This window comes from Natronorubrum daqingense (assembly GCF_001971705.1).
GTDB lineage: Archaea > Halobacteriota > Halobacteria > Halobacteriales > Natrialbaceae > Natronorubrum > Natronorubrum daqingense.
The window spans coordinates 296,539-317,620 of the sequence record NZ_CP019327.1 but is presented as its reverse complement, the minus strand read 5'-3'; the positions used below and the strand labels follow the sequence as shown (position 1 = coordinate 317,620).

Genomic DNA, 21,082 nt, shown 5'->3' with positions numbered 1-21,082 from the left:
GAGTGCCGAGTGGTGAGCGCCGAGTCGGTGTCGCGTTCGCGACGCCGCGAACCAACCGCTACCGCGGGCTTTTTCGTATCGGCGTTCGAACCAGTAGGTATGCCAGCGCTTCGTGACGCACTGGGCGATCTCTCCGAAGACGTCTTCTTCGATCTCCTCGAGAGCGACGACGACTACCTCCTCGTTCTCGACGTTCCCGGCGTCTCCGCCGAATTGCTCGATCTCACGGTCGAAAACGGGCGGATTTCCATCGACGCACACCGCGAGAAACCCACCGACGACCACTACCACTACCTCGAGGAAAACCGCTCGCTCTTTTTCGACGTCGACCTTCCGGTTCCCGAGGACGTACTCGAAACGGAGGCGACGGCGACGGTCGAACGGGGCGTGCTCGAACTGACGCTGCCAAAACGCTCGGGTGGCGGCGAGACGACGATCGACGTCGTCGACCAGGACGAGGACGAGGACAAGTAACATGAGGTGACAGAGACTGGGCTCCCTCCGCGCGTACAAGCGATTCGTTCTCGTCGCCTGGCAGTTCCTCCCGCTGCTCGTCGCCTTCGCCCGTGACCGACGGCGATTTCTGCTCTTCGGGCGCTCGCGACGGGTTGACTCGGAGACCCACCGCCAACGCGCCGAGGTGCTCCTCGAGTCGCTGTTGACGCTGGGCCCGACGTTCATCAAACTCGGCCAACTGCTCTCGACGCGCCCCGACGTGTTGCCACCCGCCTACATCGACGTGCTCTCGGCGCTCCAAGACGAGGTGCCACCCGCCGAGTGGGAAGCCGCGAAAGCCGTGTTCGAGGACGAACTCGGGCCCGTCGACGACTACTTCAGCGAACTCGATACCGAGGCGATCAGCGGCGCGAGTCTGGGACAGGTGTACCGAGGACGCGTCGACCCGGCGTCCGACCTCGCTGGAAGAGACGGAGCCGCCGACACTACGGCCGAAAGCGACGCCCGCGAACGCGAGGTCGCCGTCAAAGTCCGCCGTCCCGAAATCGAATCGCTCGTCTCGGCCGACCTCCGGGTCATCAAGTGGTCGCTTCCCATCTTGCTCATCTTCGTCGACGAGTCGCGGGCGTTCTCGCTCGAGAACCTCGCCGACGAGTTCGCCAAGACGATCCGCGAGGAGATGGATTACGAGCGCGAAGCCGAGATGCTTCAGGAGATCCGAGGGAACTTCGAGGGCGACGACCGATTCCTCGTCCCGGACGTCCTCGAGAGTCACTCCGGTGAGCGCGTGCTCACGATGGAGTACATCGAGGGGACGAAGATCAACGACGTCGAGACGCTCGATGAGAAGGGGATCGACCGAACCCAAATCGCCGAAAACCTCGAGCGGTCGTACTTGCAGATGATCATCGACGACGGCGTCTTTCACGCCGATCCGCACCCGGGGAACCTCGCGGTGACGGACGACGGCCGGATCGTCTTCTACGACTTCGGGATGTCCGGCCGGGTCGATTCGTTCGTCCAGGAGAAGATCGTCGACTTCTACGTCGCGGTGGCCAACCAGGATATTGACGGCATTCTCGACGCGTTGATCGAGGTCGGAACGCTCAGTCCGGACGCCGACAGAGGAGTGATGGCCGAAGTCATGGAGATTGCGATTCAGGACGCCCGCGGGCAGGACGTCGAGCAGTATCGGATCAACCAAATCGTCGGCCAGATCGAGGACTCGATCTACGTCTTCCCGTTTCGTCTCCCCAAGAACCTCGCGCTCGTACTTCGAGTCGCAACCGTCGTCGAAGGGGTCTGCGTGACCCTCGACCCCGAATTCGACTTCATCGACGTCGCGACGGACTACCTCACCGAAGAAGGCTATCGCGAAGAAACCGCCCGACAGTACGTCGCGGAGACGGGCCAGCAACTCCGACAGACCGGCGAATCGTTGACGCGACTCGCTCCCAAGACCGAACGGACGCTCGATCGACTCGAGCGCGACGACCTCTTCGTTCGCATCGGGCTCGAGGACGAGGCGGACGTCTTCAATACGTTCGCCAAGCGCTTGATTTACGGCATGTTGCTTACGATGTCGCTGTTCTCGATGGGCGTCCTCTACGCCCTGCAAGCACCCGAGGCCAGCATCGTCGCTGCGGTCTTCTCGTTCGTCGTCGCGATTCAACTCTACCGGTCGTTTCGCGAGCCGCGTTCGACGCGCGTCAAGCCCCAGTTCACCCGCCAGAACATGCGCCAGCGACGCGAAGAGGAGTGATCGTGGCCGGATATCGTCGGGGACTACTCGAGTCGAATCGAAAGCTACTGCTTCGTTCCCGACCGACGATTACTGATGGAGAGTCATGACGGGTACACTGCTGCTCATCGATGTCGGGTCGACGCTCGAGGACGCGGGCGGATTTCTTCAGTACCTGCTGGTGTTCGTGCTCGCGGCCATTCCGGTCGTCGAAATTCTGGTGGTCATCCCCGTCGCGATCGGCGTCGGACTCGACCCGGTGCTCTCGGGCGTCTTCGCGTTCGCCGGAAACGTCGCCTCGATTTACGTCCTCATCGGCTTCCACAAACAGCTCAGAGAGTGGTGGCACAGCCGGCGCGGGCGCGAGACGCGGACACGCGACGAGTTGAGTGAACCGCCCAACGAGGAGTCGGCAAGCGATCGATACGCCCGTGCTCGAGGGCTCTGGGAACGGTACGGACTGCCTGGTATCGCAGTCGGCGGGCCGATCCTGACGGGTGTACACATCGCCGCACTCGTGGCGTTGCTGGCGGGGGGGTCGAACCGACTGGTCGCGGGCTGGATGACCGTCGGCATCGCCGCGTGGACTGTCCTGTTAGTAGCTGGTTCCGTCTTCGGATTCTCCCTGCTCGGCGTTGTCTGAACGCCTCGAGTCGGCCTACGCCTCGAGTCGCTCGAGCGTGGCCGCAATCACGAGCGGCAGACTGATCGTCGCGTCGCCGTAGACCGAGACGTTCTCGGCGTCTTTCTCGAGTTTGCCCCACGAGCGGGCTTCCTCGAGGGTCGCACCCGAAAGTCCCCCTGTCTGTTTGGGGTCCATCGTCAACTGGACGCCGTAGTCGTAGGCTCCGGGCGTGACGAGCATCGTCTGGAGGGTGAAGTTCTTGGGGACGCCGCCGCCGACGACGAACGCGCCGGCTTTCTCGGCGTCGAAGGCGACGTCCGTGAGCGGCGACATGTCGGCCAGCGCGTCGAGCGAGAACGGCGAGGTCTGGGAGTACATCCACGCCTGCAGGCCGAGCACGGAGTCCTGAACGGCGGGGCAGTAGATCGGCACGTCGTGTTCGTACGCCGCGGCGGCGATACCGGGGCCTTCCTCGATAGCTTCGCGTTCGTTCACGTCGCCGTTGGCCCGACCTAGTTCCTCGGTGAGTCGCTGGATCGAGACGGGGCCCGATTCCTCGGCTTCTGCCTCGAGTACAGGAAAGACCTCCTCGCGAAGGTGGGACTCGAAGTCCGCGAAGAACTCCTGGGGCAGGTAGACGTTGTAGATTCGGTCGACGCCCTCGTCGCGAAGCGTCTCGTCGTGTTCGCGTTCGGTCTTCCCCTCGGCGTGGGCCGCGCCGTGGTGGTGTTTTCCGCCGATAGCCTCGATCGAGTCGTGCGTGAGGTTCGCGCCGGTGGTCACCAGCACGTCGATGTGTCCCTCGCGGATCAGATCGGCGACGATCCGTCGCATACCCGTCGGCACCATCGCACCCGCGAGACTGAAGAAGACGGTCACGTCGTCGGCGAACATCGATTCGGTCACGTCGACGGCCGTATGCAGGTCTGCAGCACCGACGCCGGCATTCCCGTACTGCTCGGCGAGTTCGCCGACCGTCATGCCAGCGCGGGCTTCGGCGTGGCCGATCGGATCGTGCGAAAACGTCTCTCGTTCGGGCGCGTGACTCGAGTCGTGATCGTCGCTCATGTCCGGTGGTGGGCGCGCCAGCGCTTTGAACGCCGCGGTCTTCGCGACGGCGAACGCGTGGGCGCGCCGGACCTCGTCGTTTTCCCGGCCTCGAGTCACTGGAAGGCAGTTTCCGACAGCTGAGCCATCATCGACAGTTTCGTCGTCGCCTCCATCTCAGCTGTCGTCGACGGTTTCGCCGTTTCCTACGCCTCTTCTGGATTCTCGAACGGGAATTCGGCGTCGGGATCGGGATAGACGGGGCACGGACACGCCTCGCCGGTCTCCGCATCGATCGACGCGCTGTCGACTTCCTGCCCGTCCTCGAGCACGACGACCGACGCAGACCCGTCCGTCGTCGGGACCGGGAAGCACGCGGTCGACTTCGCGGGCACGACGAGTTCGCCCTGTTCGCACTCGAGGGCGGACTCGTCCGCCGACTCGACGCTACTCGACGCTTCTTCCGACGCAGCGGCCTCGTCGTCTGCTGGCGTTTCGTCACCGTCGTCCTCGCTCCCTTCGACGACGACCTCGCCGAGGAACGCCTCCTGACAGGCCTCGAGTTCGGGATTGATCGCCGTCACGTCGCCGTCACCCGGGACCGGCTCCCCGTCGTCGTGAAACGCCTCCGCGTAGCCCACGATAGCGTCCTCCGGGACGGTCTCGACCTCGGTGATGTCGATCGTCTGTTCGCCCTCGACCGGTCCGACGAACTCGATGACGTTTCCAATCTCGCCGTTCTCTACGAACAGCGCCTCGAACGAGACCTCGGCGAAGTCCCCGACGACGCGGATCGTCTGGCAGTCGAGGTATTCGATTCCCGCCTCGGGCTCGTCGGGCTCGTCGGGCTCGTCGGGCTCCTTCTCGTCTTCTTTCGGCGTCTCGAGACGCCACTCGAGGTCGGCGTCGCGTTTTCCGCGATTGACGACGCAGAAGGCAGCGCTGCCGTGTGCTTCGTCGATACACTTCGGAATCAGCGACAGTCGGTCGGCCGCGCCGTTTTCCTCGGGTTGATCGTCGCCCGTCGCGTCACCCTCGGGGTCGTCATCGCCGTTAGTGTCGTCTGTCTCTTCGGTATCGTCGGTATCGTCGTCGGCGCTCACGCTCGAGAGGCCGATCGCGCTGCCGCCGACGAGTGCGCCCACGGCTCCGAGTGCCTGTAACTGCTCGCGTCTGGAGTAAGTCTCTCGTGTCATGATCGTACTCCGGAGATGTGCCTCTGGAGTGTGAGAATCGAGCAGATCGACGAGTATTGTTAGCTGGAAACTGTTACCGTTGCAAACGTCGTACGATCGAGTATCACACGAACACCGAACGGTAGGGACCGCCTTGGTCGAGTCGCGTCGACCGAAAGTTGGTCGCCGTAAAATGCGCCCGGTGTGCGAGCGTTTTCGACGTCGAGTCCGACTGTCGACTCACGAGCCCGTGGCCCGTACGAGCCGATTACGGTCGAGAAGCGAAGCGACGTGATTACAATCCCGTTGGAATGTCGATATACGTCGTCTCGAGATCCCACTCCTCGAGTCGCTCCTGAATCGCGCGGACGCCGAACGTCTCCGTCGCGTAGTGGCCGGCAAGGAAGACTGTCAGGCCACGCTCTCGAGCTTCGTGGTAGGCTTTCTGCTTCCCCTCGCCCGTGACGAGCGCGTCCGCGCCGGCGGCTTCGGCTTCGGCGAGCCAGTCGGTGCCGCTGCCGGTGATGATCGCGATTTCCTCGAGTTCGTCGGGGCCGCCCTCGAGCACCTGTACGGGGGTTTCGCGGCCCTCGAGCGACGTTTCCAGTCGTTCCCGGACCTGGGCTGTCGTGTACGATTCTGGTGCGACGCCTCGCTGGCCGATGTACTCGGGGCCGAGTTCGCCGAAGGGGGCGCGATCCTCGAGGTCGAGCACGTCCGCGACACCCGCGGCGTTGCCGAGTTCCTGGTGGCCGTCGAGGGGCAGGTGGGAGACGTACAGCGCGAGGTCGTTCTCGAGGAGCGTCTCGACCTGGTCGTACGTGCGACCGGTGACGCGATCGAATCCGCCCCAGGAGATGCCGTGGTGAGTGAGGAGCGCGTCGGCACCGGCGTCGGCCGCCCGTTCGAACGTCTCTTGCACGCCGTCGACGGCGACGGCGACGTGTTCGACCTCGGCGCTGTCGGGGCCGACCTGCAGGCCGTTCGCGCTGGCGTCGAGGTCGGCGTACGCGTCGGTTCGGAGTTCCTCGTCGAGTCGGTCGACGAATTCGGCGAGTTCCATAGCTGGCTCTTGCCCGGCGAGACTCTTGTATCCGGCTGTCGATCACGACGGGAGGAAGGAGAGAAAGTCCCGCGTCCGCCGACTCACATCAGGTAGAACAGCGGGAACAGGAACACCCAGACGATGTCGACGAAGTGCCAGTAGAGCCCGAAGAACTCCACCGGTCGGCTGTCCTCGAGGTAGGCGTCGATGCTGGTGATTCGGTAGATCATGAAGATCGCGATCAGGAGACCAAAGAGCACGTGTAAGGCGTGCAGGCCGGTGGTGACGTAGTAGACCGAGTACTCGAGGCCGTACCACCAGTACTCGCCGTCGGCGAATTTGACGCTGTACTCGTAGGCCTTGACGCCCATGAACGACAGCCCCAGCAGTAAGGTGGCACTCATCGCACCGAGAAGTCCGCGTTTGTTCTGGCGTTCGGCGAACGCCAGCGCGAGGACGACGGTGAAACTCGAGGTGAGCAAGATGTAGGTGTTGAGCAGGCCAGGCCACGAGGCGAACGGAACGGTCTCCCAGTTGCCCCAGCCCATGTGGAGGCGCATGAAGATGAACGCGCCGATGACGGCCCCGAAGACGACGACGTCCGACGCGAGGAACACCCAGACGCCCATTTTCGTCGTTCCGATGCCCTGGAAGGGCCACCGTTCGGCGATCGCCATCTCGGGGGCGACGAACTCCTCGCGACCGTACTGGAAAAGCGTGTAGCCCAGAATCGCGACGCCCAAAATCGTCAACACGGGATAGACGATGTTCGGGGCGGCGGCGGTGCCGTCGAGTGCCTCAGGAGCCGTTCCGGTTCCCTCCGCGAACGAAACCATGTACGGTGTGATACCGGAGACGCCGAGGAAGAAGACGAATATCCCGAACCCGATGCCAAACGGCCAGATGCTCGCGTGATCGACGTGGGCCTCTTGGACAGCCTCCTCGGCGGCGACGCCGCCGTCCGTCGCCGCCTGTGAGTCCTCGACGAACTCGAGGCGACCACTGGCGTAGCTCGGCCGTCCCTCCCAGTTCTCGAGGGGCGGCGGCGAACTCGTAGCCCACTCGGCAGTCCGGGAGAACTCCCAGGGGTTGTCGGGTGCGACGGGGCCCGAGACCCAACTTTTCGCGAACGTGTAGAACATGATCAGGAACGATGCGCCGAGGACGAACGCGCCGACGGTCGCTAGCTGGTGGTAGATCTGCATCCCCTCGCCGAAGTTGAAGACGCGTCGGGGCGTCTCCCAGGCGAGGAACATCGGGAAGTAGAGCAGGTTGAACCCGACGAAGTACACTGCGAAGTTGAGTTTCCCGAGTGCCTCCGAGTACATTTTCCCGGTGATTTTGGGCCACCAGTAGTAGAGGCCGCCGACCAACGCGGTCACGCCCGAAACCATCACGTAGTGGAAATGAGCGACGACCCAGTAGGTGCCACGGAACTCGTAGTCCAACACGACGGCACCGAGGAAGACGCCGGTGATACCGCCCAGGATGAACAGGACGAGCGCGCCGAGGCTGAACAGGAACGGCGTCGTGAGCCTGACCCGTCCCTTGACCATCGTGTAGATCAGCGCGAAGACCATCAGGTCGAACGGCAACGAGATTCCGATGGTTGTCGCCATCATCAGGGTCTTGATCTCTAAGTTGATCGTCGTCAGGAACATGTGGTGCATCCAGACGAGGAACGACTGGACAGCGACGAGGACCATCGCGATGATGACCCACTTCCGCCCGACGAGTCGCCTCCCGGTGAACGTCTGGAACGTCTCGAATATAACTCCTAACGCGGGGAAGAAGACGATGTACACCTCCGGATGGCCGAAGAACCAGAACAGGTGCGCCCAGAGGAGACTCGAGCCCTGATCGGTCGCCATGTACTGCGTCAAGAAGATGCGATCGCTCGCCTGTAACAACAACGCAGCGAGCAAAGCGGCGAACGCGAACAGCATCATCCAGACCGTAAGCAGCCACGTCCAGGTGAACAGGGGCATGTTCCAAAGACCGAGCCCTTCTGCCCGACAGCGGTGAATCGTCGTGATGAAGTTCACCGTCCCGATGGTGATCGAGAGAACGAATATGATCAAGGCGAGAATCGTGGCGTTCCCACCCGACGTCGCTTCCATCGCCGGCGTGTACATCGGGACGTTGAGCGGCGCGTACATCGTCCAGCCGCCGGCGAACGTCCGTCCCTGGAAGAACGAAATCGCGAAGAGGATCCCCGAGAACAGGTAAAACCAGTAGCTCATCGCGTTCAGGCGCGGGAACGCGAGGTCTTTCGCGCCGATCTGTAGGGGGACGACGTAGTTCGCAAACCCGGTCGCGATAGGCGAGAGGAACCAAAACACCATCAACAGCCCGTGGGCCGAGACGGCCTGATTGAACTCGGCACCGGAGAGAAAACCCGTTCCGCCCGCTTCCCAGAGCTGGACACGGAAGAGCAACGCGAGGACACCGCCCAAGAGGAGAAAGAACAGCGAGGTGACGAGGTAGAGGATCCCGACGTCCTTGTGGTTCGTCGTGACTAACCAGCGCTTGACGGTCGTCATCGGTGGCAGGTCACTCACGTGTACCACCATCCACACCGGCACTCACAGTCTCCAGTCGGTTTCCCGTCTCGGACGTACCACTGACCCGTCGAACATCAGACAGACGATTCAGGAAGCCCATTAACAGCAGATTCGACACCTAATCTCCGTATCAATGTATGTGGTGCATGTGCAAGGACTCGAGAGTGCCATTTACCACCCCGCGAGCCGATAGTCTCAGCGTATGACACGCGAGGCGATTTCCCACGAGACGGGTGCGATCTACGAATTCACGCCGAACCTCGAGTCGATCGCGACGGTCGAGTCGGGAGCCCAACTCACGATCGAGGCGAGAGACAGTTTAGACGGCGCGATACAGGACGACTCGGACGTCATCGACTCGATTCCCGAGGAGGTCAACGCCGCGACGGGCCCGATCGAGGTGGAGGGTGCGACGCCGGGTGACGTCCTCGCCGTCGAGATCGAAGCCGTTCGACTCGACGAACCGCTGGGCCGAGTCATCACCATCGACGGCTTCGGGTTGCTCGACGAATACGACGACATCGAGGCCCCGCGAACGCAGACGACACCGGTGACGGACGACGGCGACGCCATCGAGTTCGACGATCTCGAGGTGCCCGTCGACCCCGTCATCGGCACGATCGGCGTCGCACCGGAATCCGAGTCGTACACGACGCTCGTTCCCCACGACCACGGCGGCAACCTCGACACGACGGACGTGACGGCGGGGAACACGATCTACTTCCCCGTCTTCCAGGAGGGCGCGATGCTCGCGATGGGCGACTGCAAGGCCGCGATGGCCGACGGCGAGATGTGTGGCACCGGCGCCGAAATCGCGACCGAAATCGACGTCACCGTCGACGTGATCGACGGCGGAGCGGCGGACATCGACCTCGAGCGCCCCCTCGTCGAGACGCCCGACGCGTGGAAACCGCTCGCGAGCGCCGAGACCCTCGAGGAAGCCTGCAAACTCGCGAATCGGGACGCGATCGACCTGCTCGCGGCCGAACACGAGTTCGACGACACCGACGCCTACCTCCTCTCGAGTTTGGTGGGCGGCCTCGAGATCAGTCAGGTGGTCGACCCGCTGGTGACGGTGCGCAACGCGGTACCCAAGGAGTACCTCTCGTCGCCGTTCTGATCGTTCCGGTCGACCGTCAATTCAATTTTATGACTAATATTTATGTGCAATTAGCCACGAAACTGCCGTATGCTCTCGTCTATCCCTACGGTCGTTCCGATGCTCTTGCTCCTCTTCGGCGCCGGCGCGCTCTATCAGTCCACAAAATCCTACCGGCAGTATCGGGCGGTCGCCGGCCTCACACCCGAGCCAGCACTCGCGTCCGACGGTGGCGAGTCGACGGCCGTTCGGGGACCGGTCGACCTCGAGGAACCCGCGAGCCTCGAGCGAGCACCTCCGGAGGAGTCGGAAATCGAGACGGATCGCGCGGCGCTCGTCGCGTGGCGCGTTCGAAGCCACCTCCGAACGGGCAGCGGAAACTCGGGAAAGAGTCGCTGGCGGACGGTCGACGGGGGACTCGCCGCCGGCGAGTTCGCTCTCAGAGAGCATGGGCGATACGTGCCGGTCTCCGAGGAGTGTCTCCCTGGGGCAAACGAGGAATCGTTCGATCCGTTTTCGGATTCGAGGGTTCACCTCGGCGAACCCGAACACGACGTCCGGCTCGGGGAACCGAGTGCGATCACGAAAGCGCTCGAGCGGCTTCGACTCATCGGCAAGAACGGGCTCCTTTCGGATGCGACGGTCTCGCTCAGTATCGGCGGGACGTCCGCGAGCCCGAATCGATATCAGGCGACCGTCGTCGAAGCGGGCGAGGAACTCACTGTCGGCGGAACCGTAGACGAAACGCAGGACGGCCCCGTCTTGAAACCGGGAGGCGAGGACACGAGAGGGGTGGTCGGTGGCCGAGTCGACGACGGTGGAAACCGACTGCGGCGGCGAGCACTGACGCAGGTCGGACTGGGTGTCGTCGTGCTCGCGACCGGCCTGTACCTGTTTTAGACGGACGACTCCGACAGTCGATTCGATTGCGGCAAACGCGTTTCGATCGGTACGATTAACTGACCTATTACTCGAGTGGAATACATGTCCTCCACCTCCGACCAACGAATGGATCGCGAAGAGGTCGAGGCCGTCGTCCAGCGTTATCACCGCGTCGAACGCATCTGGAGCGTCGCAATTGCGGTGCTCGTCGCCGTCGTCGCGATTTCGGCGATCCTCGCGCTCCCGTTTCTCGTCGGCCTCCTCGTCGCGCTCGGCCTCGTTGCGCTCGCTCGAGCACCGCTGATCACGCGGACGACCGCGACCAGCGTCGCGACCGACGCGGATCCGTCGACCGTCGTCTCCGAATTCGACGACGCGTCCCCGCCGAACCTCGCATTCCAGTGGGGTCTCGCCGACGATGTTCGCTCGACCGACGACGGCGGTGCGTACGACTTCTCGTACTTCTTCGGCCTCCAGTCGGCGGCGATGAACGTCGATGTCGACGTCGACGATCGCCCGAGCGAATCGCCGGAGACGGACGTCGTCTCCACGCTCGAAATCGTCGCGACGACGAACGGTCGCTCGTGGGGAACGCACACGATTTCAGTTCGAGACGACGGGGGCGAAACCCGCCTCGAGATCGAGAGTTCGACCGACCGTCGGTTCGGGCCGCTCTTCCTCGTGCAAGGGCTCGTCGCGGACCGGTACTACGCCGACGTGCTCGCTGCACAAGGGTACACCGTCCTCGAGCGAGAGTGGTCGCTGTCGGTGTTGTGAGCGCTCGGAAACGGGACTCGCGGTTCGATCGATGGTGATAGATAGCACCGATTACTCGCCTGCGGGTTCGCTCGCCGCGTCCGCGTGCGAGAAGACGAACTCCCGAAGCAGTTTCCCGGCCAGCGAGGCGGCCTGTCCGTCGTCGCGGTCGTTGACTTCGACGACGTCGAAGCCCCCTGCGTGGGGAGCGAGCGCGCGGACGACGTCTCGCATCTCTCGAGGCTCGAGGCCGAACGGCTCCGTCGTCCCCGTTCCCGGCGCGTAGGCCGGATCGGCGGCGTCGATGTCGACGCTGAGGTAGACGTCCCGGTTCTCGAGTTCCGCTCCGGGTTCCCAGTCGGCGACGTCCACGGGTGGGACGACGGTCACGTCCTCGGCCGCTGCCCGGCCCCACTCTTCCTCACTGCCCGTTCGAACGCCGAGGAGAATCACCTCCTCGACGCTCTCGACCTCGAGGATTCGACGCATTACGGCGGCGTGGGAGTGTTCGTTACCGTCGTAGGCGTCGTAGAGGTCGAGGTGAGCGTCGAGACAGACGACCACCTCGGGGGAGACGGCGCGGACACCCGCCAGCGAGACGGTGTGTTCGCCGCCGAGCATCAACGGGACGGCGTCGTCCCAAACCACATCGCGCAGGGTTCCCTCGAGGTACTCGAGGTACGCCTCGACATCGTCCCACGCGCGGACATCGCCGTGGTCCGTGACGCCCAGTTGCGAAAAGTGTTGATCCGTTCGACGGTCGTAGTCGTCGAACGGTTCTGCAAACGTTCGAATGCGTCGGGGACCGAATCGGGTCCCCGGCTGAAATGTCGTCGACACGTCCAGGGGCGCACCGACGACCACGAAGTTCACGCCGCCACGGTCGGACTCTCGCCCTCGCGCGTCGGTTTCGCCGTCACGAGCAGCCGTTTGGCCGTTCGCGTCGGATCGCTCGCGTTCGTCGCTCGCCCCGGGAAACATTAGACGATCTTTCGCTGGTCTTCCATCTCGAGGTATTCGATGTTCTCGTCGGGGGAGACATCTTTGTCCTCGGGAACGCGCATCGTGATCGTCTCGTAGGTCTCGAGGTCCATGACCTGCATGTCGTTGCCGTCGACGGAGACGATCTGTCCGTTCTTCCGGTCGATGATCGGAACCCAGATCTTCGCGTCGACTGGCTGGGAGAGCGATCGCTTCTTGCCGTCGAAGACGCCTTTCGCTTCGACTCGAGCCTTCGCGCTGCCGTGTTTGCCCGGCTTTGCGGTCGAGTAGGCGTTGATCTTACAGGCTGCGTCGTCGATCATGACGTAACTTCCTTCCTGGAGTTCGCGAACTTCGGTCTGCTGTTTCGCCATGTCCCGGGGTAATCAACCGACGGCCATAAACCGTTTGGAATGGAGGCTCCCTCGAGTATGGTGGATTCACCCACTCAAATCAGCTGGAATCGGCAGTTCCGCGTTTGGAATATCTGCAGAAACTGGTGTGTGAAGCCCTCGAGCGCAGGGCGAAACCCGTGCCGAGAGGCGAACGCACTACTGACTGGGCGACGACGGTTCACGCGATGGAAGTCACCGCCGTCGTTCTCGGTGCCGTCGCGCTCTTCCTCTCGGGAATAAGCGCAGCGATGGTCGTTCGCTACCGGCGAGGAAGCCGCACACAGCGAACCATCGCGACCGACCTCGACGACCGACTCGCGGACGCGATGGGGCCCGGGTCCGGCTCCCACCTCGAGCAGCCGCCGTCGGTTCGCCGGATCGTCTCGATCGAGAGCAACGATGACGGGAAGGTCGGAGGGGGTGGTGAGGGTGGTGAGGACAAAAAGGGCGAAAACGACGTGCCGACGGTGGTTCCGATCGTCCGAATCGACCTCGAGACGACCGACGCGCCGGGAATGAAGTTCGTCCTCGAGTACGTCGCGAACGTCCTCGAGACGGTTCACCCCGTCCTCGAGTCGCGTGACGTGCGCGTAGCACACTACGACGTCGAGTGTACCTTCGGGCCCGACGGCCTGCTCGTCGAGGGCGAGTGCCGTCGGGTGTCGGTCACACCGGAACTGGCCGATCGGTTGCTCGAGGACGACCGCTACGGTGCCTTCGAACTCTGGCGCGACGTCAAACGCGGGGATCGCGACGGCGAAACGCCGACGGCGCTGTGGGAACCCTGTCGGTCGTCCGCAGCAATCCGGACGCGACTCGAGTGAGGGCTGGCTGTCGGCGGACGATGTGCTCGATTACTCGTAGGGTGGTGTAACGGTCGTGAGGACGCGGACCTCACGCTCGGCGGTCGGTTCGGTAACCGTCGTGCCGTCCGCGAACGTCGTCAGATCCCAGGTCGCGTCGACGACGCGCTCCCAGGTGATTTCGCTCGTCGTTCGGTCGTATCTGATCACCTCCATTTCGTCGCCGATCGAATTGTGGTAGATGTGTACGTCGAACGTCCCGTCGTCCCACAGCCGAATTCGGCAGGTATGAGGCTCGGGAAGTGCTTTCTTCGCAATAGCTTGCATTTCGTCGATGATCGGTACGAGCGGCTGAATCGGTGGTAGTCTCTCGGTCATGCGTGTTTCGTCCGCTCTCCCGCAGACACGGGAGTAACGGCGTTCTTCGCTCGAAACGGGGTCTCAGCTGATCACCAGCGATACTCACGGCTGCGAGAAAACGTGACAGGTATCGAGATGGTGTCGGAACGTAAGTTTTTGTCGGTTATCACACCGAGTGTCGTGTCGGATTCGCGATTTCCACACACCGATTAGGATTCGTCCGAATACGTCTGTGAACTCGCCGACGCAATATCGATACGTACGAGCGTGTTTTCGTCGTAGGCGTCGGGTTCAGCGCCGTACTTCTCGTTGATAGCGCGTCTGGCCGTGGTCGTCGCTTCGTCGTCGTCGACCACCCCTGCGGATCCACGGAGCGTCACCATCCACTGTGGCTCCCCGCCGTCGTCGGATTGGATCGAGAGCGCGACGCGCGGATTCGCCTCGATATTCGAGAGTTTGCGTCCGGTCGTGACGATTTCGACGACCTCGTCGTCGGCGAGGTATCGGTACCAGACCGGCGCGACGTGGGGTCGGTCGTCGACGCTGGTCGCGAGGTGAGCCATCAGAACCTCGCCCTCGAGTAACCGTTCGATTTCCTCGGAGACTGTCACGACAGTGAATCCAACGGAGTCCGGGAAAAGCGGTTTCCTTGGCGGTGCCACGGCGACGACGGCCAGCGCGCTCACCGGAGAGTGTACGTCGGTGGAGAGTTGCCGGCTGGCGCTGGCGTACTCCTGACTACTCGGGTGTGCGTTCGCCCTCCCCCGATTGGCGAACGCGACCCATGTCCAATCGCAGGTAGTGCCAGAGGGTCCCGGTCAGTCCGTCCGCGGCGATGCGACGCCCCGAGCTTTCGGCGAGCACATCGGGACAGTACCCCGTCGGATAGCGTTTCGCGAGTCGACGGCTAAAGGCCGTATCCTCGTTCGGCACGTCCGGAAATCCGCCCACCTCGTCGAACGCTCGAGCGTGGACGAACGTGTTGAACCCGGGAAGCACCGGTCGCTCGAGTCGCGGAAAGACGTGGTTGATCGTCGCTGCCATCAGCGTCGCCCGCAGCGGGCCGGTGATTCGACAGTGCGAACTGGCGGCGGCGAGGGCGTTCGATTCGACGAAGCCAACCATCGCGGTGAGGTAGTTCGCTCGCAGCTCCGTATCGGCGTCGACGAACGCCAGCCATTCGCCGTTCGCGCGTGCCGCGCCGCGATTTCGCGCCTGCGCGATACTCGAGTCTGGGTCCTCGAGTACGGTCACGTCGTACTCCCGGGCGATGGCTAACGTGTCGTCGGTCGAACCGCCGTCGACGACGATCACTTCGTGCTCGTAGGCCGTGTCCAACCCGGCGATGCTCGCCAGTGCACTCCGGAGGTACTCGCCTTCGTTGTATGTTGGAACGACGAAGCTGACGTCTGGACTGAGGGTGTCGGAGCGATCCCCGCGGTCGATAGCCGGTTCGTCGACGGTGTCCCCCATTCGGTCTCTGCTCGAACAATCGCACACGGTCGGCCTTAACTTGTGGTGTCTGCAACGAGGTGAGACAACGGACGGAAGATTCGACGAGGTCTCGTCTCGTCAAAATACGGTGAGTACGCACGGCCCACGACCCGTCGAACGCCCGTTGGAACCCAACTCGCGGCTGACCGTGGAGCGACGTCGAGCTCGGTTCGCGATCAGTTCGCGTCGGTCTCGCCGAGGAGATCCATCGTCGTCGCAGCCATCACTTTGGCCGCCGTGAGTACCTCGTCGACCGGCACGTACTCGTCCTCGACGTGCGCTTGCTCGAGGAGTCCCGGTCCGTAGACGATGCAGTTCTCGATTCCGGCATTGTTGACGACGAATCGCTGATCGTCGGAGCCGGGAGAAACGACGAATTCGACGTCACCGTGGTGGCGTTCGACGTGCGTTGCGACCGTTTGACTCACGGTGCACTCCCGGGGCACCTCGGCGGGTTCTGCAAACATGATCTCGTCGTAGTCGAACTCGGCTCCCGTCGCCTCATGTGTGGCCTGAAGGCGATCAGCGATTTCCGAGCGTGCATCGGAAACCGATTCGCCGGGAACGAGGACTCGGTAGAACGTTGCCGTGCAGCGATCGGGAACGACGTTCTCCGAATAGCCGGCGTCGATCATCGTCGTGGAGATATCCGCGTGACGCGATTCCGGCGGCGTAACGGGAAGATCAGTCGTCCGCGTATGAAGCGTCTCACGATACTCTTCGATCCGGCCGAGGAAGTCCTGCATGGCCGTAATCGCGTTCTGGCCGTCGTGAGCCATACAGCCGTGAGATTTCTTCCCTTTGGCCGTGACTTCGAATTTCAACACGCCGCGATGACCGAGACAGACGCGAGTGGAGTCGAAACACTCCGTGTAAATGCAGTAGTCCGTCTCCGCGAAGTACCCCTCGTCGACGAGGTAGCCGAGACCGGTGAACCCACCCGTTTCTTCGTCGACGGTCATACTCTGGGTGATCGTTCCCGCGAGGTCCACGTCGGCCGCCTCGAGCGCGTCGACTGCAAGGAGACTCGCGGCGATTCCCGACTTCATATCGCTGGCACCGCGACCGTAGAGTTTCCCGTCCTCGACCACGGGGTCGTACGGATCGCGCGTCCAGTCGGCGCCGGCCGGAACGACGTCGAAGTGACCGGTGAAGTGGAGCGTCGGGCCGTCGCCGTACTCGCGGTGACCGAGGACGTTCGTCCGAGGGTGCTCCGCCCGGTCCGGATAGTGTTCGGCGACGACGTCCCGCGGAACCGGGACCGTTTCGACGTCGTAGTTACGCGCGTTCAACGCCTGTTCGAGAAACGCCGCTCCTTCGGGATACGCTCGACCGGGCGGGTTTTCCGTTGGGATCCCGATGAACTCACTGAGAAATTCGACGATTCGATCTCGGCGAGCGTCGATCGCATCGAACACCTGCTGTTGGGACGTCATCAGATATCTCGTCCTCCGTCGACCTCGAGTGCGGTCCCGGTGATCATATCCGCCTCGTCACTCGCGAGGAAGACGGCTGCTGTGGCGACGTCTTGGGGAGTTGCGAGTTGCTCCATCGGAATCGTCGATTCCATATCACCGACGCTCAGGTCCGCTCCCGAAAACTCGTCGAGCATCGGCGTCTCAGTCGCGACGGGACAGATCGCGTTCACCCGGACGTCCGGTGCGAGTTCTTTCGCTAACTGCTTCGTCAGTGCAACCATCCCGCCCTTCGACGCGACGTAGGCGGAAAGCCCCGTTCTCGGTCGGATCGCTGCCGTCGATGCCGTGTTGAGGATGACACCGTTGCGCTCTCGCAGATGAGGGAGGGCGTGCTTCGTTCCGAGAAACGCACTCTTGAGATTGACGTCGATGAGCTGATCCCACGTCTCCTCGGAAACGTCCTCGACTGGCGTCGCTCGCTGTGGAATGCCAGCGTTGTTGTGTAACACGTCCAGTCCGCCCAACTCGGAAACAGTCCGCTCGATCATCTCCTGTACGTCCTCAGACTCGGACACGTCGGCTTCGACCGCGATCGCATCGCCGTCGGCCGATTGGATCGCACGTTTCGTTTCGGTTGCAGCGCGTCGGTCGATATCGGCGCAGGCGACGGCAGCTCCCGTCGAGCCGAATTCGCGGGCAATTGCCTTCCCCATGCCAGAACCGGCGCCGGTAACGAGTACAACGCGACCGTCACTGTCCATGGTGTATGATATCGATATCCTCGCAATGAATCTTCGGGAATGAAATTGGATAGATAGTACAGCCCCAATATTTGACAACATGGCAAGTGAGAACGTCTATTCCGTCTGATGGTGCGATACGGGTTTGACCAATAGATGGTGCAGTTAGGATCGTGTCCAATAAAACCAACCTATTCCGAATGCTGCTCACCTATTGGGATAATTATTCATATTTAATTGGTGTCGTTCGGAACAGTTTTGCCGAATGCTCATGAACGAGTGAGTGTGACTGACACACAATATACCGAACTGGAGACACTCATCGCGGAGTTAGTCGAAATTGAAACAGAAAATCCACCCGGCAACGAAGGTGACTGTGCTGAGTTCATTCAGTCGTGGTTCGCTGATCGCGGTATCGACGCCGACCTACTTACCGACCCCTATCCCGACCGCCCGCAAGTCGGAGTTTCCGTCGGCGATGGGGACCCAACGCTCGTTCTCAACGGTCACATCGACGTCGTTCCTGCAGGGGACCTCGAGCAGTGGGAGTACGATCCATACGGTGCAGAACGCGTCGGAAACTCACTGTATGGCCGCGGGAGCGTCGACATGAAAACGGGTGTTGCGATCGGGATGCTCGCAACGGTGGAGTTTGCAAGCGCGATCGAGTCGGGCGACCTGTCGGGTTCGGTCGTGTTTCAGGCTGCTATCGGCGAGGAAACCGCCGAACCGGGCACGAAAACCCTGTTGGAACAGGGCTACGACGGTGATTACGGCGTCGTGCTCGAGCCAACCGGTTTCAAAACCGCAACGAGCGAAAAAGGCCTCGCCTGGTACGAGATCAGCGTCGTCGGTGACCCCTCCCACGCGAGTCGGCCAGACCAAGGAGAGAACGCAATCGACGGTGCGCGGCCGGTACTGGATGCACTCGCTTCGTACGACGAAACCGTCCGAGAACGATCTGCGGACCTCGTGGGACAGGCGTACGCGACGGTCACGATGCTCGAGGCCGGCACGAAAGAGAACGTCGTCCCGGAACGAGCGACGATCACGGTCGACCGTCGGTTCTTGCCCGACGAGACCGTTACCGACATCGACGCCGAGATCGACGAGTTGCTGTCCGACGTCGAATCGGCGCACGATATTTCCACCTCGTGGACGCGTACCCGAACGTACGAATCGGCTGCAATCGATCCGGAGAGTCCGTTAGCGACCACCTTTCGGGATCACTCCGCTGCACTCGCTGACGCCCCAACAGAGCCGTGGGGAGTGCAAGCGTCGACCGACGTCCGAAATTTCATAAACGACGCACAGACCGAGGCGATTACGTGGGGGCCTGGCGACATGACGCAGGCCCATACCTACAACGAGCACGTCGATCTCGAGGACGCAGCGACCGGCCTCGAGATTTTGCGTTCGGCTGGTCGGGAAATTCTCGCGGGAGAGGGTGGATAACGACGGTGGGCTTCACTCGAAAGACTGCGATTGCGGCATCCCCCTTCACTATTAGTTGTAAATAACCGCTACAGATTGTGGAATATGTCCTAATATTCTCGTTAAAATTTGTATAGAGTACATACTTTCCCCGGTAATTTTATAACACAGTGTCGTAATGTGTTGGTTAGACTTACCATGACTGTATTTGGCATGCCGGAATCGATGTTCCTGATATTCGTTGCGACCATAATTGCAGGGAACCTCGGCGCACTTCACTACGTCATCGTCCACGTGCTGCTCGGAAAGCCATTCGGTGACGAAGACGACGTCGAAGAGACCGAAGACGAAGCAGAGCCGGTAATCGAAGCGGGTGAGGTCAATGATTGATCTGATTCCGGGCGATGCCAATCCGTACTACCTCGCAGCGTTCGTCCTCTACATGCTCCTCATCTTGGGGCTGGGAGTCTGGGGATACACCAGAACGAACGACGTGATGGATTTTTGGGTGTTTGGACAGGATATGGGGCCGACCCTCGCGACGTGGTCGCTCATCGCGAATTTCGTCAGCTCTGTGAGCGTAATCGGCTTTATCGGGTCTGTTTACGTCGAGGGCTATTCGTTGATGACCCACACCATCCTCGGATTGATGCTCGGGATCAGTGGATTGTACTTCGTCGTCGGCCGAGTCCGCGCACTCAACGTTCTCACGCTGCCCGATCTGATCGCAGAAGTGTCCGGCTACGACGTCGCACGGCCGATATCCGGGTCCGTCTTGCTCGCGAACGCGTGGCTCTACCTCATCATGCAACTCGTCGGTGCGAGCTTACTCATCACCGCAATCACGGGCGTTCCCTACGAGTACATGGTCTGGGTGATCGGTGCCGTGTTCATCATCTACACCGTCCTCGGCGGACTGGTGAGCGTCGCCTGGACCGATCTGGTCCAAGGCGTGATTATGGTGGCCGCTGTCGCCATCACGTTCGTCTATATGCTGTTCGATCTCGGTAGTTTCACCGCGATCAACGCCGAACTCGCCGCAGTCGACTCCGCGTTGGTCCATCCGACGAACGAGGGTACCTACACCGCCCTCATGATCGCAGCGACGATCGTCGCGTTCTTTGGATCGATATTCACCGAACAGAATATGCTCATCCGGATCGCCGCAACCAGAGACATCCGGACGGCGAAGATTCACCTCGCAGGAGCGGGCGCAGTGTTGTCGATATTTTACTCGCTGCTCATCATCCTCGGCGGCGCAACGACCGTCGCGTTGCTCGAGAGCGGATTAGCCGTCGACGACCCCGATGCCGCGTTCCCCGTCCTCATTACTGACTACGTCTCGACGGGAATCGGCGTCGTCATCATCCTCGCCGTGATGAGCGCGATTCTCTCGACCACCGACACGCGGCTTCACTCGACGGGTATCACGACGGCTCGAGACATCTACAGTTACTTCAAGCCCGATGCGGCCGAAACGCGTCTGATGACGGTCTCTCGAATCGCGACCGTCGTCTTCGGAATCTCTGCAACTGCGGCCGCGGTCGATCCGCCGGGGACGATCATCGAACTGTACAATCTCCGCGCGGTGTTGTTGACCAGCGCGTTCCTCGTTCCCGTCTACGTCGCGATGTACTGGTCCGACCTCGATGGGCGAGCGATCGTCGCCGCGGTCGCCGGCGGTGGGATCCTCGGACTCGGCACCGATCTTATCGACGGTGGAATCGGCGCGGTCCCCTCGGCATTCATCGGAATCGGAACCGGAACCATCGTACTCCTCGTCGTCCACCACCTCATCCCGGCTTCGGACGACGGCCCCGACCCGACCGGAGGCGACTGACCCGTCGGTGCGTTATTGCTGGTGGAAACAGATTCGCGACGACACGAACACGCGAGTTACACCCCTCACTTCGGAGAAAGCGCCCTCAGCGACTGTTACTCGAGCGTTCCGAGACCACCTTCACACCCACGGGAATGCGTAGTCGGCCATCGGTTCGACACCAGTGAGCGAGCCTCCCAGCCGATCACAGACTGGACAGGGACGACAACTCGTGTCGTCGCTCGAGT

21 protein-coding genes are annotated in these 21,082 nt (G+C 62.1%); 10 read left to right on the top strand and 11 right to left on the bottom strand.

Going from position 1 to position 21,082, the window contains the following annotated elements; translation table 11 throughout:
- Nucleotides 1–99: 99 nt before the first annotated feature.
- The 3 genes from BB347_RS01590 to BB347_RS01580 all read left to right on the top strand — a co-directional run bounded on the left by BB347_RS01590 (nt 100) and on the right by BB347_RS01580 (nt 2,840).
- Nucleotides 100–474: an Hsp20/alpha crystallin family protein gene (locus tag BB347_RS01590; protein WP_076579052.1), complete on the top strand. Its 375-nt coding sequence runs from the start codon at nt 100–102 to the stop codon at nt 472–474.
- A gap of 73 nt (nt 475–547) precedes the next feature.
- A complete protein-coding gene (locus tag BB347_RS01585; protein WP_076579054.1) occupies nt 548–2,218 on the top strand; it encodes an ABC1 kinase family protein in 1,671 nt (556 codons plus the stop codon).
- A gap of 85 nt (nt 2,219–2,303) precedes the next feature.
- Nucleotides 2,304–2,840, top strand: a complete 537-nt coding sequence (locus BB347_RS01580) for a small multi-drug export protein (RefSeq protein WP_076579056.1) — start codon at nt 2,304–2,306, stop codon at nt 2,838–2,840.
- A gap of 15 nt (nt 2,841–2,855) precedes the next feature.
- On the opposite strand, the gene BB347_RS01575 is transcribed toward BB347_RS01580, so the two are convergent.
- From BB347_RS01575 to BB347_RS01560, 4 genes are all read right to left on the bottom strand, one after another.
- Entirely contained in the window at nt 2,856–3,890 is a 1,035-nt protein-coding gene (locus BB347_RS01575; RefSeq protein ID WP_076580177.1) for a deoxyhypusine synthase, read from the bottom strand.
- 185 nt (nt 3,891–4,075) lie between these two features.
- Nucleotides 4,076–5,065, bottom strand: coding sequence for a hypothetical protein (locus BB347_RS01570; protein WP_076579058.1), 990 nt, complete (start codon nt 5,063–5,065; stop codon nt 4,076–4,078).
- A gap of 274 nt (nt 5,066–5,339) precedes the next feature.
- Nucleotides 5,340–6,107, bottom strand: coding sequence for a Nif3-like dinuclear metal center hexameric protein (locus BB347_RS01565; protein WP_076579060.1), 768 nt, complete (start codon nt 6,105–6,107; stop codon nt 5,340–5,342).
- Between the two features lie 83 nt (nt 6,108–6,190).
- On the bottom strand, nt 6,191–8,650 hold the full coding sequence (locus BB347_RS01560) for a cbb3-type cytochrome c oxidase subunit I (RefSeq protein ID WP_076580179.1): 2,460 nt from the start codon (nt 8,648–8,650) through the stop codon (nt 6,191–6,193).
- Between the two features lie 205 nt (nt 8,651–8,855).
- On the opposite strand from BB347_RS01560, the gene BB347_RS01555 reads away from it, so the two are divergent.
- From BB347_RS01555 to BB347_RS01545, 3 genes are all read left to right on the top strand, one after another.
- Entirely contained in the window at nt 8,856–9,773 is a 918-nt protein-coding gene (locus BB347_RS01555) for an acetamidase/formamidase family protein (RefSeq protein ID WP_076579062.1), read from the top strand.
- A 69-nt stretch (nt 9,774–9,842) separates the two neighbouring features.
- Entirely contained in the window at nt 9,843–10,652 is an 810-nt protein-coding gene (locus tag BB347_RS01550) for a hypothetical protein (protein ID WP_076579064.1), read from the top strand.
- A gap of 84 nt (nt 10,653–10,736) precedes the next feature.
- The gene (locus BB347_RS01545) at nt 10,737–11,411 is read left to right on the top strand and encodes a hypothetical protein (protein ID WP_076579066.1); all 675 of its coding nucleotides are present in this window, start codon (nt 10,737–10,739) and stop codon (nt 11,409–11,411) included.
- Nucleotides 11,412–11,462: 51 nt separating this feature from the next.
- On the opposite strand, the gene speB is transcribed toward BB347_RS01545, so the two are convergent.
- Complete coding sequence (gene speB / locus BB347_RS01540) at nt 11,463–12,371, bottom strand: agmatinase (protein ID WP_076579068.1); 909 nt, start codon at nt 12,369–12,371, stop codon at nt 11,463–11,465.
- Nucleotides 12,371–12,745, bottom strand: a complete 375-nt coding sequence (locus tag BB347_RS01535) for a translation initiation factor IF-5A (RefSeq protein WP_076579070.1) — start codon at nt 12,743–12,745, stop codon at nt 12,371–12,373. The genes speB and BB347_RS01535 overlap by 1 nt, the downstream gene beginning before the upstream one ends.
- 206 nt (nt 12,746–12,951) lie before the next feature.
- Here BB347_RS01535 and BB347_RS01530 point away from each other — a divergent pair, with 206 nt between their 5' ends.
- Nucleotides 12,952–13,590 carry a hypothetical protein gene (locus BB347_RS01530; protein ID WP_076579072.1) on the top strand — a complete coding sequence of 213 codons (639 nt, stop codon included), beginning with the start codon at nt 12,952–12,954 and terminating at the stop codon, nt 13,588–13,590.
- Between the two features lie 30 nt (nt 13,591–13,620).
- Here the strand turns inward: BB347_RS01530 and BB347_RS01525 are convergent, their stop codons facing one another.
- From BB347_RS01525 to BB347_RS01505, 5 genes are all read right to left on the bottom strand, one after another.
- Nucleotides 13,621–13,947: a hypothetical protein gene (locus BB347_RS01525; RefSeq protein WP_076579074.1), complete on the bottom strand. Its 327-nt coding sequence runs from the start codon at nt 13,945–13,947 to the stop codon at nt 13,621–13,623.
- Between the two features lie 191 nt (nt 13,948–14,138).
- A complete protein-coding gene (locus BB347_RS01520; protein WP_076580181.1) occupies nt 14,139–14,540 on the bottom strand; it encodes a pyridoxamine 5'-phosphate oxidase family protein in 402 nt (133 codons plus the stop codon).
- Nucleotides 14,541–14,667: 127 nt separating this feature from the next.
- Entirely contained in the window at nt 14,668–15,402 is a 735-nt protein-coding gene (locus BB347_RS01515; protein WP_076579076.1) for a glycosyltransferase, read from the bottom strand.
- A gap of 197 nt (nt 15,403–15,599) precedes the next feature.
- Nucleotides 15,600–16,859: an ArgE/DapE family deacylase gene (locus BB347_RS01510; RefSeq protein ID WP_076579078.1), complete on the bottom strand. Its 1,260-nt coding sequence runs from the start codon at nt 16,857–16,859 to the stop codon at nt 15,600–15,602.
- Nucleotides 16,859–17,602: an SDR family NAD(P)-dependent oxidoreductase gene (locus BB347_RS01505; protein ID WP_076579081.1), complete on the bottom strand. Its 744-nt coding sequence runs from the start codon at nt 17,600–17,602 to the stop codon at nt 16,859–16,861. The genes BB347_RS01510 and BB347_RS01505 overlap by 1 nt, the downstream gene beginning before the upstream one ends.
- A gap of 264 nt (nt 17,603–17,866) precedes the next feature.
- Between BB347_RS01505 and BB347_RS01500 the strand changes: the two genes are divergently transcribed.
- The 3 genes from BB347_RS01500 (at nt 17,867) to BB347_RS01495 (ending at nt 20,855) form a co-directional block, all read left to right on the top strand.
- Nucleotides 17,867–19,036 carry a M20 family metallopeptidase gene (locus BB347_RS01500; protein ID WP_076579083.1) on the top strand — a complete coding sequence of 390 codons (1,170 nt, stop codon included), beginning with the start codon at nt 17,867–17,869 and terminating at the stop codon, nt 19,034–19,036.
- Between the two features lie 177 nt (nt 19,037–19,213).
- The gene (locus BB347_RS18765) at nt 19,214–19,405 is read left to right on the top strand and encodes a hypothetical protein (RefSeq protein WP_083687692.1); all 192 of its coding nucleotides are present in this window, start codon (nt 19,214–19,216) and stop codon (nt 19,403–19,405) included.
- On the top strand, nt 19,398–20,855 hold the full coding sequence (locus BB347_RS01495) for a sodium:solute symporter family protein (protein WP_076579085.1): 1,458 nt from the start codon (nt 19,398–19,400) through the stop codon (nt 20,853–20,855). Before BB347_RS18765 ends, BB347_RS01495 begins: the two co-directional genes overlap by 8 nt.
- Nucleotides 20,856–21,082: the final 227 nt, after the last annotated feature.

What these genes read in the sequence shown, in the direction of transcription:
- BB347_RS01580 (WP_076579056.1), top strand. Translation starts at nt 2,304, where the DNA reads ATGACGGGTACACTGCTGCTCATCGATGTCGGGTCGACGCTCGAGGAC.
- BB347_RS01575 (WP_076580177.1), bottom strand. Translation starts at nt 3,890, where the DNA reads ATGAGCGACGATCACGACTCGAGTCACGCGCCCGAACGAGAGACGTTT.
- BB347_RS01550 (WP_076579064.1), top strand. Translation starts at nt 9,843, where the DNA reads ATGCTCTCGTCTATCCCTACGGTCGTTCCGATGCTCTTGCTCCTCTTC.
- BB347_RS01495 (WP_076579085.1), top strand. Translation starts at nt 19,398, where the DNA reads ATGATTGATCTGATTCCGGGCGATGCCAATCCGTACTACCTCGCAGCG.
- BB347_RS01555 (WP_076579062.1), top strand. Translation starts at nt 8,856, where the DNA reads ATGACACGCGAGGCGATTTCCCACGAGACGGGTGCGATCTACGAATTC.
- BB347_RS01505 (WP_076579081.1), bottom strand. Translation starts at nt 17,602, where the DNA reads ATGGACAGTGACGGTCGCGTTGTACTCGTTACCGGCGCCGGTTCTGGC.
- BB347_RS01545 (WP_076579066.1), top strand. Translation starts at nt 10,737, where the DNA reads ATGTCCTCCACCTCCGACCAACGAATGGATCGCGAAGAGGTCGAGGCC.
- BB347_RS18765 (WP_083687692.1), top strand. Translation starts at nt 19,214, where the DNA reads ATGACTGTATTTGGCATGCCGGAATCGATGTTCCTGATATTCGTTGCG.
- BB347_RS01515 (WP_076579076.1), bottom strand. Translation starts at nt 15,402, where the DNA reads ATGGGGGACACCGTCGACGAACCGGCTATCGACCGCGGGGATCGCTCC.
- BB347_RS01525 (WP_076579074.1), bottom strand. Translation starts at nt 13,947, where the DNA reads ATGACCGAGAGACTACCACCGATTCAGCCGCTCGTACCGATCATCGAC.
- BB347_RS01590 (WP_076579052.1), top strand. Translation starts at nt 100, where the DNA reads ATGCCAGCGCTTCGTGACGCACTGGGCGATCTCTCCGAAGACGTCTTC.
- BB347_RS01565 (WP_076579060.1), bottom strand. Translation starts at nt 6,107, where the DNA reads ATGGAACTCGCCGAATTCGTCGACCGACTCGACGAGGAACTCCGAACC.
- BB347_RS01570 (WP_076579058.1), bottom strand. Translation starts at nt 5,065, where the DNA reads ATGACACGAGAGACTTACTCCAGACGCGAGCAGTTACAGGCACTCGGA.
- speB (WP_076579068.1), bottom strand. Translation starts at nt 12,371, where the DNA reads ATGTTTCCCGGGGCGAGCGACGAACGCGAGCGATCCGACGCGAACGGC.
- BB347_RS01535 (WP_076579070.1), bottom strand. Translation starts at nt 12,745, where the DNA reads ATGGCGAAACAGCAGACCGAAGTTCGCGAACTCCAGGAAGGAAGTTAC.
- BB347_RS01510 (WP_076579078.1), bottom strand. Translation starts at nt 16,859, where the DNA reads ATGACGTCCCAACAGCAGGTGTTCGATGCGATCGACGCTCGCCGAGAT.
- BB347_RS01530 (WP_076579072.1), top strand. Translation starts at nt 12,952, where the DNA reads ATGGAAGTCACCGCCGTCGTTCTCGGTGCCGTCGCGCTCTTCCTCTCG.